Source organism: Synechococcus sp. CBW1004 (assembly GCF_015840715.1).
Lineage (GTDB): Bacteria > Cyanobacteriota > Cyanobacteriia > PCC-6307 > Cyanobiaceae > Cyanobium.
Genome location: NZ_CP060397.1, coordinates 2,161,416 through 2,174,264, shown reverse-complemented (window position 1 = coordinate 2,174,264; position 12,849 = coordinate 2,161,416). Strand labels below are relative to the sequence as shown.

General features: G+C 63.4%; 5 protein-coding genes. All 5 read right to left on the bottom strand.

All coding sequences use genetic code 11. From position 1 onward, the window contains the following. Positions 1-25: 25 nt before the first annotated feature. The 5 genes from H8F25_RS10320 to H8F25_RS10300 all read right to left on the bottom strand — a co-directional run bounded on the left by H8F25_RS10320 (position 26) and on the right by H8F25_RS10300 (position 12,732). Entirely contained in the window at positions 26-1,276 is a 1,251-nt protein-coding gene (locus H8F25_RS10320) for a CaiB/BaiF CoA-transferase family protein (protein ID WP_231596759.1), read from the bottom strand. An 8-nt stretch (positions 1,277-1,284) separates the two neighbouring features. Then, on the bottom strand, positions 1,285-2,481 hold the full coding sequence (locus tag H8F25_RS10315; RefSeq protein ID WP_197210346.1) for a CaiB/BaiF CoA-transferase family protein: 1,197 nt from the start codon (positions 2,479-2,481) through the stop codon (positions 1,285-1,287). A 48-nt stretch (positions 2,482-2,529) separates the two neighbouring features. Continuing rightward, complete coding sequence (locus H8F25_RS10310) at positions 2,530-3,591, bottom strand: hypothetical protein (protein WP_370525720.1); 1,062 nt, start codon at positions 3,589-3,591, stop codon at positions 2,530-2,532. Positions 3,592-3,730: 139 nt separating this feature from the next. Continuing rightward, complete coding sequence (locus H8F25_RS10305; RefSeq protein WP_197210344.1) at positions 3,731-4,894, bottom strand: amidohydrolase family protein; 1,164 nt, start codon at positions 4,892-4,894, stop codon at positions 3,731-3,733. 71 nt (positions 4,895-4,965) lie between these two features. Beyond that, a complete protein-coding gene (locus H8F25_RS10300) occupies positions 4,966-12,732 on the bottom strand; it encodes a type I polyketide synthase (RefSeq protein WP_197210343.1) in 7,767 nt (2,588 codons plus the stop codon). Between the last annotated feature and the right edge of the window lie 117 nt (positions 12,733-12,849).

Sequence of the window (12,849 nt, the reverse complement as noted above, 5' to 3'; positions counted from 1 at the left end):
TGCGGCGAGTCAGAGATCGCTCCACTCATCCCTGCGACAGATCACCAAGAGGATCCAGGCTGGTTCCCAGCTTTGATTCATCGATCTGAGGGACTCGCTGCTCCGGGAGTCCAAGCAGGTCACAGACGATCTCATGATTATGGGCCCCAAGGGCGGGACCGCGGCTGGTGAGTCTGCCGCTGCTTCTGGTCATCCTGAATGGAAAACCGGGATAGCGACTGTGGCGGTCGCCCTGCTCGGGAGTCAGAAAATAGGATCGCTCGAGCAAATGCTGATCCGTGGTCAGATCCTGCATCGACATCACAGGTCCTGCCGCGATTCCAGCTGCCTGAAGTTGCTCGCAGGCCTCAAGGGATTGGCGGGAACGTGACCAGGAACTGATCTCAGCATCGATCTCATCATGGTGCTGATGACGCCCTGAGGCCGTCGACAGGCGCTCATCTGCAGCAAGGTCAGGCCGCTCGAGAAGCACACAGAGGGACGCCCATTCTGAGTCGTTCTGGACTGTGAGAACCAGCCACGAATCATCTTCAAGACAGGGGTAGCACCCCTGGGGGGCAAACTCGGGATGCCGATTTCCGATCGGTTGACTATTTGAACCATTCGTGGTGCAGGCAAGCATATGCTCACCAAGCAGCGCATGACTGGCAGACTCGGCTTCAGATAGATCGATCCATTCACCAACTCCATGATGCTGACGAGCGATCAGTGCGGTGAGTGCAGCAGCGGCCCCCATGATTCCATTGGTGACATCCATCTCACGAATACGACGGGGTGGGCTGTCCGGCTGATAAGCCGTGAGTGATTGAATTCCAGCCATCGCTTCAATCGTGCCGCCATAGCCTCGATGTTGGGATTCGGGCCCTGTGCTGCCGAAAGCCGACATGGACACCATGATGATGTCAGGCTTGAGCTCACGAAGGCGTTGATATCCAAGCCCCAACCTGTCCATGACTCCAGGCCGAGAGTTTTCAAGAACAATGTCACTCTCGCAGACCAGCCTCTCGAAAATGTCCCTTTCCAAGACATCTCGAAGATCGAGAGTCAGCGACTTCTTGTTGCGATGAACCTGCCAGAATGGAAGCTTACCGTCGTAAGCACGATTCCTTGTGATGCCACCTCTCAAGAAATCAAGGCGCTTGGTGTACTCGATTTTGATCACTTCTGCGCCGTAGTCAGCCAGGAAGCGCGCAGCGTGGGGGCAAGACCATTCGTGCCCAAGATCAATGACCCTGATGGAATCGAGAGGAAGGCGTGTCACGGACGAAACGGCCAAGGGAGGAATCAGATGATGCCTGAGTCGGCGAGCGAGACGAGGGCTTCGCGTGAATAGCCAAGCTCAGCGTAAATCGCCTCATTGTGTTCACCAAGCAATGGGGCCCGCCCCGTTCTCCAGGAGGTTGTGCTCGGATGAAAGGGGGCCGTCATTGACAGCAGGCTCCCGACAACCGGATGGGGATCCGTGGGCTGCAGAAAACGACGGGCGATGTGCTGGGGCCACTCCAGGACCTCAGCAAGGCTTGCCAGATAACCAAAGGCGAGACCAGCAGCCTGACCGCGATGGTAAATCTCCCGTTTCGTGCGCGATTTCAGAGCAGCTCTGACGCGATCATGAACCTTCTCGCGATTGGTATTGCGACCAACGATCGTGTCGAAGGGCGGTTCGACCAATGCCTGGTCGTCGAAGGCTTCCGCGGCACCAGCCCAGTTGCGCAGGGGCCCGCCGATGATGGCTGCGATGCCATCAGCCGTGGGATAACACTGCCAGGGAGTCATTGCATGGTTATCGGCATTTCGCTGCGCCTGATGGGCCGCCAACAGTGCCTCAGCAAGTTTGATCTCTACATTCTCCAGGGAACTTTCCTGGATGGAGACATCCACCCAATCTCCAATGCCATCCTCATGACGGCGCTGCAGAGCCAGTAGTGCTGCGAGATAGGCGTGCAGACCGGCTGTGTAAGCGGCAATCGCTGGACCACTGTTGAGAGGCGGCCGATCAGGGTCGCCTGTCAGTGACATGGCGCCACTCATGGCGTAGTGAACGATATCGGTGGCTTTCCAATGACGACGAGGACCAGACTGACCAAAGTCGGAGATGGAAACAAGGATCAATCGAGGATTGATACTGGCAAGAGACTTGTAATCAAAGCCCAGTCTCTGCAATGTCCCTGGCAGGAATGACTCGACGAGGATGTCGACATCGGCAACCAGCGCATGAAGCAGTTCAGGCGCCTGAGGGTGCTCAAGGTCAAGTGTGATGCTGCGTTTGCCAGCGTTGAGCCAATGGAATGAAAGACTCCGCTCAAGTCCAGGCTGGTTGTGATAAAAAGGCCCCCGCTGGCGCTGGGGATCTCCGGAGCAGGGCGGCTCGATCTTGAGCGTCAGGGCACCGAATCCAGCGAAAAGGCGCGTGCAGTAGGGGCCTGCAATACCAGTGCTGCAGTCGAGGATTCTCAGATGGGAAAGAGGGCCTTCGCTCACGGAGTATCGATGTCAAGGGAGTGGCAGTCAGCAGGCATATGCATGGCCTCAGGGAGCGACGATGCCTCGACGAGGATTGATCAGCGTGCCATCGCCGCTCACGTTTCGGAAGGTCTCCGAGATGGCCAGGAAGGGGGATTGGCTGCGGTCAAGCGCCTGATTGGCATTGTCGAGCAGACTCCAATAGCCGTTGTAATCCACAAAATCAATCTTTCCTGAATCCTGGCCAAGCATCCGGTTGAAAAGGAAGGTGGCAAAACGCTGGCGTCGCACCTCACTCGGGCTGAGAGCAGGGTTGCGATAGGCCTCAAGGGGTGAGAGCGGTGAACTATGGTTGATGGGAACATTATTCGCTGTCCTCAAAACAAGAAGCTGCTTGTTCCTGGCTGCCAGGCTGGAGGTGGAGCTGTAAATGACTGAGGTCTGACGGCTGCCTGCCAGTTCATCTTCGGTACCCTCGACGAGCAGCAGATACGTTGAAGCAGGGAATCGTGCCAGATCACCCCCTGGCAAGGAGCCGCCTCGCCAGCCTGGGGCCAGTGCCAGCACCAGTCTCGGGACAGGCAGACCGGCAGCCTGGGACGACGCTGCAACCAGAGTCGAGAGCCCACCACCGAAGGAATGGCCAACGATGGAAAGCCGGCTCCAGTCAGGACGAACAGAACTGCTTGCAGCGTTGAGGGTGTCAACTGCATCCTGCAACGCCACGATGGCGTTCTGGCGCATGGACTGAGGCGTGTCGTCCTTGGATGCCTGGAAAACAGGATAGACAACGATCGATCCATTGCTGACCAGATGATCAATCCAACCCCCGTAGAAATAGGGATCGATGGCCATCCAGCCATGCAGGAAGAAAACAACAGGCGCTGACCGGGTGGAGGGCGTGGAGGGAGTGAACAACCAGAAGGCCCTCGCACCCTGACCGATCAGCCGACGCTGGGATCCGGCCAACGCCAGGTGGGAAGCAGGGGGCACTGGGCGCGTGGGAGCGAGCCCAGTGAGCGAGAGGCGAGTGGATCGGGATGGCCCCTTGGCCCAGCACACGGCGAACGTGGTCGACAAGGCGAGCGCAATCACTGTGGCAATGACAGCAGTTCGAGGAACGCCCATGGCTGGTCAACTCCCGATGGCTTGAATGGGTCTGAAGAAGGATGGTCCTGATGCAGGGGATACCCTGGCGCCACACCATCCTCCGGATCACGGATGCTCCCGCAGGGGGAACGCTGAAATCGCATCCCTCACAGCTGGGTCAGACAAACGCGGGCTGCAGGGGAGCTGAGACCTTGGATGTCTCCAGGTTGAAGAAGCGAACAGCGTTCAGCCCCAGGATCTTCTGAATCGCCACAGGGGAGAGGGAACTGTTGGCGAACCTGTTGGTGGCACCAGTCCAGTTGCAGTCAAAGTGTGGGTAGTCAGTTCCCCACACAATGTGGTCCTCGCCAAGGAGGTCAACGAGCATCGGAGTCGTTGACTCGTCAGAAGGGATCTGAATCAGACACTGGCGACGGAAATAGTCACTGGGGAGCAGCTTGCAATCGGGGATCATCCAGCCCATGTGCTTGCGATGCTCATCCATCCGATCAATCCAATAGGGAACCCAGCCACCACCCGACTCAAGAAACACGATCTTGAGTTTCGGGAAACGCTCAAGGACACCCCCGAGAATCAGGGTCATGCATGACAACTGCTGCTCCATGGGATGGGAGGCCATGTGCCGATAAGCCATGTTGTCGTAGCGGTCGTAGCCAACAGCGACGATTCCCGGCATGAAGCCGCCTTCATGGATGCCGATCGGACAATCCAGCTCCTCAGCGGCCTGCCAGATCGGATCGTAGTCAGGGTGATCGAGATTGCGCCCCCTCAGGGGATTGGGGCGAGTGAAGACGCCCTTGAAACCAAGCTTCTCGATGACATAACGCATCTCGGCGACGGCCAGTTCAGGCGACTGGAAGGGAACCGCTCCGATGCCGATCAGGCGTCCTGGAGCGGCTTTGCAGTAATCGGCAAGCCAGTTGTTGTAAGCACGGCAGACTGCCGCCGCGACCTCATCGGATTTGAGGCCTGTGTAGCGAAGGCCCACCGTGGGGTAGAGCATTGCGATATCAACCCCTTCCCGGTCCATGTCCTGCAGACGAGGTTCCGGACTGAAGCCACCTGGCTGCTGCTCTTCCCAACGCTGGGTGGCGACGGTGTCCTGGAACTTCTTGTCGACATTGCGCCCACCCATACCGGTGCCCTTGGGCGGGGTTGGCTGGAAGCCTTCGATGACGAAGCGCTGCACGCCCTCAGCGTCGTCATAAAAGCGAGGAGCAAGGGATAACAACTCCTTGTTTTCCAGATAATCAGTCCAAAGGTTAATTGGCTCGAGGATATGACTATCGGTGTCGACGACAAGGGAGTTGTTGATGGTCATGGGAACGGAGTGACGAGAGTTCTGTGAAATCTAGCAGTGCCGGGCGGTGAATCGAGACGAGGGAGCAGGAATCACGATGGCCCGGCGACCGGTTGCTGGGCAAGTCGGTTCAGGGCCTGGCTGCAGCTTCCCTCGAAATCAGTGAGCTCGAAACAGACCCCCTGCCGATCACTGAGGCGAGCGCGGTAGCTGATGCCGCTGCCATCGAAACGATCGATGCGGAGCTGTGCCAGCAGGTGCTCTGAAGCAGGGGGCCGGAACCGAGTCAGCTGCCCGATACGGGAAGGCAGTGGAGTGGTGTCATGCAGGGCTCGTGCCCAGACGATGGCGAGCTGCGGCACGACATCGATGAGACCAGGATCCAGCAACCATTCTGCTCCTGACTGGAGGGACGAGAGGAATGCAGCCGGCGAGCTGACCGAGCACATGGCATCAATGCCATCAGGAGAAATGGCATCAATGGATACGATGCGTTGATAGCAGGGACCATGAAACAGGAACTCGCGATAGGCCTGCCCGGCATCGCAGCGAGTCCCTGTCAGGGGCTCCCAGAGGTCGGCCGGGGGCGCGGCTGGTCGTTGACTCAGATGCACGACCGAGCGGTAGTGGAAGCGCCTGCTCACCGGGTCGATCATTTCAGCAAGCACTTCAAGATCCATAGGATCGGCGTGGCTTGAAGCACGCGCCAGCAGACGCACAGACACCCCCTCGGGGGGAACGGTCACGCCGCTCAGGACGCGAACATCGCGCAGGCCACGCAGGGCATACTCCGGCCAGGCTGCGTGGACGAACTCAGCGAGCGCTTCCGCTGCGACGGCAGCAGCCAGAACGGGCGTTCCGTCAATCCGATGATCGGCCAGAAAGGGCTGCCTGGGATCCAGCTGCCACTCGGCACCCATGCGGCTGTCCGGCTGCACCGAGGGTGCCTCCTGCAGCAGTGGCGTCTCGCCCTGATGCTGACGCGGCATCTCCTGGGCAGGGCAACCCACCGGGTCGATCGAAGACCAGGGCCCCTCTCCAGCGATCACTTCAACCGCATCGAAGGATCCCAAAAGCAGCTCCTGCCGGAAGTAATCACAGCCCTCAGGAAGAGGAATCGGGATGATCCCGCGCTCTCTGAACTGGCGCTTGACCTCTTCGGAAGCCATTCCCGTCGAATCCCAGGGCCCCCAGTTGATGGCCACGATGCGGGTACCCGGGTGTTGCCAATGGAGTTGCCACGCCAGCCGATTGAGGATTTCATTGGCAGCCGCATAATCAGACTGACCACGGCTTCCATAGCGACCCGCGACTGAGCTGAAGAACACCAGCAGCTTCAAGGACTCAAACCGCAGGCTCTTCTGCAGCACAAAGGCACTGACGGTCTTGGTGTCAAAAACCTGCTCGAAGGCCTGGGGATTCTTGTCCACCAAAAGTTTGTCGGCGATGGCGCCCGCTCCCTGGATCACGGCATCGAGACGCCCGTAGCGCGCCTGGAGATCGGTGATCAGCACATCCAGTGCCGCCCCATCGGTGACGTCCAGGGAGCGATAGTCGACGTGGCAGGTCTGGCGGAAATGGGCAAGGTTGGCCCTGATCTCCCGTGCTGCGAGCAGGGCGTTCAGCTGGCGCTCGATCGCCACCGGGGATGGAGTGTCACCCTGGGAGCGCGCCTGCTCGAGCAGCGTTCGCCGCAGATCGGAACGATCACTCAGGCCGGCGGTGGATGCCGCTTCCGGCCCCGGCTCGGGGGTGCGCCCCACGATCACCAGGGTCATGCCCGGAACCGTGATCGATTTCAATGTTTCCGCCGTGATGCCGCGGTGACCGCCCGTGGCCAGGACGACCCAGTCGGCGGCGGGCACGAGGGGGGCCGCTGCCGCTTCAACCGGGGCTGCGAGGGGGGTGGAGACTGTCTGGAACGCCAACCGCTCCTCCCCCTGCAGGCCGATCTCGACGGGACCCTGGAGACACTCCAACTCAGCGAGAAGCTGCTCACTGAGCCGCTCCGACGGGACCGTGGGATCGCAGTCCACGACCCGGCAGCAGACATCCGGCCATTCCTGGGCCAGGGTCTTGAGCAGACCGGTCTGGCCACCAGCGGCAGCGGAACATCGGGTCGCAGCGGCCGAACGGCCGAACTGCCCCCCGAATCCGGAAACCGACAACAGCCGGGCTCCCTCGACGGCCTGGAGATCAGCCGCACACAGCTGGAGCAACTGAAACAGCGCAACGCTGGCGAGGCGTGTCTGGGCGGTCCACTCCGCCAGGTCGGCGGGAGCGTCGAACTGGAGGGGGGCGAGGTGAACAACCGCTGCAATGGGCCCCTGCCGGCGCGCCGCTTCAACAGCGGCGGTCAGCATGGAGGGCTCGGCGAGCGTGCTCACAGACAGCCGAACGACCGTCGCACCACGGGTTTCGAGACTCCCGGCCAGCCGATCGGCGACACCGAGCTGATCCTCTGTGAGCAGACACACCCCCCTGAGAGGAACCGCCTCGCGGCCTCTCGGGGCATGCACCGCCTGCATCTGGAAACGCGGCAGCCAGTCAGATGGACTGGCTGCCGCTGAAGGCTTTCCCAGGCAGCCGGCCTCCTGGGCGAGTTCCACCACCCGGTCGATGATGCCGTCGAGGGTCTTCAGTCGCGACAGCGTCTCCATCTGGCCCTGCATGACCGGGGCCAGCACATCAGGCAGGCTCTTGCGCAGATTGCCCAGCACCTCGACGCGCTTGATGGAATCGATGCCGAGGTCGGCTTCGATGTCCTTGTCGAGACCGAGCATGTCCGTGGGATAGCCGGTGCGGTCGCTGACGAGCTCCAGCAGGAGTTGAGCGATCCTGGCGCGGTCAAGCTCCGGGGCAGTGGCGCTGACGGCGGCGGCTGGTGCCGCAGGCTCCGGTGCGGCGACGGGGACGGCGGCGGCCGCAGCCACGACGGGTTCGACCGATGGAGCGGCGGGCGGAGGCGCGGCCGGCCTGGGAGCGCTGTGAACCGGGGCAGGCGCGGCGAAGACGGGGGGGCTCGGACGTGCTTCGACGGCGCGAGCAGGGCGCGTCGGCGGGACCGCAGCCGCGATCGGGACAGCAGATGGCGCTGTGCTGATGGGGACTGCGGCTGGGGTGCCACCCAGGAAATGACTCATCACCCGTTCCTGGGACGCGAGGAACTGGCGCATCGTTTCCTGGTGGCTCTGCAGGCCCGCCAGCCGCGCATCGCCCGACATGGCCGGCAGGCCGACCGCGCTGACGTCGCCTGGATTGCGGATGGGAGGCAGGGAGGAGGCGCCCGGCTGGCTGAGACCGTTCGAGGGGTGCATGGCTGACAGGGTGCTGCGGGTGACAGGGGTGAGGGTGATCTGGATCGGAGCGGGGGATGGTGGTCGCTCCTCGGGAATCAGCGGTGAGGCCGCGGGCCCGGCCTGTGGAACGAGGGGGCCGGGAGGCTGAAGCGCTGGTGGCGTGGTGGGAAGGCCAGGTCCCGGTGCTGATGCGCCGGAGCCGGTGCCGGCGCGAGCCGCCTGCGTCTCCTCAAGGGTCAGCTTGGGCCGAAGGCCGGTGCGTCCGGAGGCAGGTTCGGCATGGGGCCGGGCACTGCCTCCGTCGATCAGCCAGGCCGTGGCGGGCAGGGGCCGGGGGCCTGTGGACTCCAGCAGCCGGTTCAGATTGAGGCTGCGGACGGCACGGCCACGGTGCAGCTCGCTCGGCTTGAGCGGCACACCGGCGACGAGCAGCTGGGCCAGGCCGGTGAACAGGCCGCTGAGCCCCGGAGCGCGGCGATCAAGTGACACCACCGTTGCAGGTCGGCCGGAGAGGATCTGATCCGTGAGGTCGGCGAGGACGTTCCTGGGCCCCAGCTCCAGGAAGACGGTGATGCCTGAGGCATGAAGAGCCTCGATCTGGCCCACGAAGTTCACGGGTGAGACGACGTGCTGAGCCAGTTGCGCACGGATCGCCTCGATGTCCTCGGGGTAGGGATCGCACGTCGTGTTGCTGAAGACAGGAATCCGCGCCGTGGCCAGAGAGGCCTCGGCGATCACGGCAGCCAGATCGGCGGAAGCCGAGGCCATCAAGGGCGAATGGAAAGCCCCTGAAACCGGAAGCAGGAAAGCGGGGATGGAGCGCTGCGTGAACTGTTCGATCAGATCCTGGATCTGGCCACGGTCACCGGAGATGACGGTCTGGGCTGGAGCGTTGCGGTTGGCGATGACAACGTCGGCTCGTCCTGCGAGGACCTCCAGGACCAGCTCGGGCGGAGCCTGAATCACCGCCATCCCACCAGGAGTGGCGGAGGACGCAGCGGCCATGATGCGTCCTCGATCGGAGGACAGCCGCAGAAACGCATCCGGCGCCAGCACACCGGCGGCATGCAACGCCGCGTACTCGCCGAAACTGTGCCCGCAGACGGCCGACGCGCTGATTCCCAGCCGGCGCACGAAGGCCAGATAGCCCAGTTCGATCGCGCCGAGGGCTGGCTGCGCGACGCGGGTGTCGCTGAGCTGTTGTTTCTGGGCCGCCAAGGCCTCCTGGTCATAGGCGCCGGGAGGGAAGATGTACTGGCTCAGCGGTTGGGGGAACTGCCCCTCGAACTCCCGATCGGCGCGCACAAGAGCCCGGCGGAACTCCGGGAAGTACAGGGAGGGGGAGGTGGCCATGCCGGGGTATTGGCTGCCTTGCCCTGGGAACAGGAAGGCAAGGCCGGGCGCCGCGGCAGGGGTGTGGGGGTTGAACTGAATGGTGGGCGCCAGCGGGGCGGAGGAGCTGCCATCCAGATGAGCCAGAACCGCCGCAAGGCTGGCCTGCAGCTCGGGGAGATCGGACGCCACGATGGCCAGGGTGACCTCACCGGCGGCCGCCTCGAACTGGCCGGCACAGGTGTGGGCGAGGTCGCAGAGCCTCGGGGTGGCTCCCGCCTGCAGAGCCTGGCTGAGGGCATGCAGAGCAGTGGTCAGGGCCTGGATGCTGCGGCTGCGCCAGACGAGCAGCTCCTGAGGCCACAGGTCAGCACCGACCGGCGCGGGCACGGTGTTGCGGTACTCCTCGAGCACGGCATGGAAGTTGGTGCCGCCAAAGCCGAAGGCGCTCACACCAGCCCGCCTCGGATGGCCTGAATCCAGCCAGGGCCTGGCCTCAGGCAACAGGCAGACCGGGGAGCCGGGATCCCGCAGCGGAGCCAGCGGCGACTGCGCCGCGGCGTGACCGGGACGCACCGCGTGATACAGCGACAGGGCCGCCTTGATCACACCGGCGATGCCTGCGGTGGCCTTGGTGTGCCCGATGAGGGCCTTGACCGATCCCACGACACAGGCGTTGGCGGCGGCCCCGGCGTCGCTGAGAATCGTGTTGATCGTTTCAAGTTCGGCACGATCGCCGGCCATCGTCCCGGTCCCATGCGCTTCATAGAGGCCGAGGGTCTGTGCCGGAACCTGAGCCCATGCGCAGGCCCTCTGCACGGCCCGCTGCTGACCTTCGGATCGGGGCGCGGTCATTCCCAGTCCGCGGCCGTCACTCGAGCCCTCGACAGCCTTGATGATCGCGTAGATCCGATCGCCATCACGCTCGGCATCTCGGCGGCGCTTCAACACCACCACCGCCAGGCCCTCGGCGATCGTGATGCCCTCAGCATTGCTGTCGAAGGGGCGCGGCACCCCGCTTGGACTGAGGGCCTGCGTCTTGCTGAAGCACATGTAGGCCAGTGGGTTCTGAACGGTGTCGACACCACCGGCGATCGCCAGATTGCTTCTGCCGCTCTGCAGTTCCTTGACCGCCAGGCTCAGGGCCGCAAGGGATGAGGCACAGGCGGCATCAACGATGTAATTGGATCCGCCGAGATCAAAGCGGTTGGCCACGCGACCAGCCGCCACGTTCAGCAGAAGCCCCGGGAAGGATTCCTCGTCCCACTCCGGCAGACGCTCCCAGGCTCGTGGGTCGGGTTGTTCGACAACCAGTGGCAGACCGGTGCGAACCGCATATTGCTGCCCAAGATCCCCGACACCGCCTCCAGCCCCGAGAATCACGCTGGTGTGCTCACGGTCGAAATCGCTGTCGGGGCCGCAATCCGCATCGAGGAGGGCTCGCCGCACGACTTCAAGGGTCAGCAGCTGCATCGGCTCGATGGAACGCATCGATCTCGGCGGAATGCCGAAATCCATGGGATCGAAGGTGACGTCATCAAGGAAGCCACCCCAACGTGAATAGATTCGGTCGCGGGCGTCACGATCACTGTCGTAGTAAAGACGCCAGTCCCAGCGATTCGCGGGAATCTCCCTCAGGGCACTGCTCTGGGCGACGATGTTGCGCCAGAAGCCCGCAGGAACCTGGGCCTCAGGCAGCAGAGTGCCGATCCCGATGATGGCGATGTCCTCCAGGGGAGGTGGGGATTCGGGCCCGAGCTCCGCAGGCAGCCATCTGGCGGCACGGGCCAGTCGTTCGCTGCTGCCGCCGGAAATGTCGGCATGCAGGCTGCTGACCGTCGTCACCTCCGATCGGAGGGTCGCGACCTGCCCAAGCATGTACATGCCCTCACGCAGTTGTCGCTCACCCGCCACAGCCTGCAGTTCACCGCCCTGCCGGACGACTCCTTTCGATGCGACCCTGAGGCGCCCGAGTGTGAGGTCCTCCAGAGAGTTCTTGATGTCCTCCGGCGAACGCCGTTCTCGGCGCAACGAGCGCTGCGTCTCATAGAACTCGGTGGCGAACGGGGTGATCGCACAGCGGCTTGCGTGGCCGGGGCCCGTCTCCAGATTGATGGTTTCCGTGCAGGCCAGAGCCACATCCTGAAAGGACTGGGCAATGGCGCCGCTGCTCACGCACTCCTGGGTGAACAGATAGGCGGTGCCGAGCAGAACCCCCACCTTGACGCCACGCAGAACAAGCGGTGCCGCAAGGGCGGCCACCATCGAGGCCGAGCGAGCGTCATGGATGCCACCCGCGAACAGGATGTGCAGCTCGTGTGCCTGCTCGGGCTGAAGGCCTTCGAGCAGGGCTGCGATGGCTGATTCCCACAGAACGAAGCTGCTGAGCGGGCCGACATGACCGCCGCATTCCCGGCCTTCGAACACGAAGCGGCGCGCCCCCTGCTCCAGGAAGAGTTCCAGCAGAGACGCCGTCGGAACGTGGAGGTAGGTGGCGATGCCCTCGGCTTCAAGCTGCAGGGCCTGATCCGGCCTTCCCCCGGCGATCAGCGCGAAGGGTGGCCTGAACTCCCTGACCACCTCCATCTGTTCGGCGCGCAGCTGCTGGGGGACGAAGCCCAGCACGCCGACACCCCAGGGACGGCCCTGCAGTCGGTCACGGGTCTCGGCGAGCAGCGCCCTGACACCCGATCCCTGCATCAGGGCGAGTGCCAGCATCGGCAGGCCACCGGCCAGGGCCACCTGTTCAGCGAAGCCGGCCGAATCGCTGACCCGCGTCATCGGCCCCTGGACGATGGGGTAGGTGGTGCCGTGGGACAGCGCCAGCTCTGATCCAGCAGCGAGTGGCTGACGTTCGGCGGCGATCCGCAGCGCGCGTTCCGTCTCAACGTGCAGAGCACGGATGAGGCGGCCTGTCGTGCGGTGGTGCCGCAGCAAGGGGGCGGCCAGGCCGATGCTCTGACCCACAGGCCAGGCACACTCCTGCACAGACCGCCATCCGACCAGACGGTCGACACACCGCCGCCAGCGTGACGAACGCTCGGACGCATCCAGATCGGCGATCTCGAGCTCCTCGGACTGGGCACGAAGAGCTTCGACGGGGCTGAGGCCAGGACGGGACAACACCCGACACCCCTGCCCCAGTCGTTCCCCGAGCAGGAGGGCCTCCTGGCCATTGACGGAGGCCATCCACTGACGGGCCATCCCATCGAGAGGGGACTCCGGCATCAGCCAGAGCTCCTCCTGAAGAACAACTCCGGCCGCACCAGCGGCGCGACAGGCCGCAGCAGTCCTGACGCCGATTCCACCCTGAACAAACAGCGGCAGTGTGATGCGGTCGACCAG

Coding starts and splice junctions, on each gene's coding strand:
- H8F25_RS10310 (WP_370525720.1), bottom strand. CDS start 3,591: ATGGGCGTTCCTCGAACTGCTGTCATTGCCACAGTGATTGCGCTCGCC.
- H8F25_RS10305 (WP_197210344.1), bottom strand. CDS start 4,894: ATGACCATCAACAACTCCCTTGTCGTCGACACCGATAGTCATATCCTC.
- H8F25_RS10300 (WP_197210343.1), bottom strand. CDS start 12,732: ATGCCGGAGTCCCCTCTCGATGGGATGGCCCGTCAGTGGATGGCCTCC.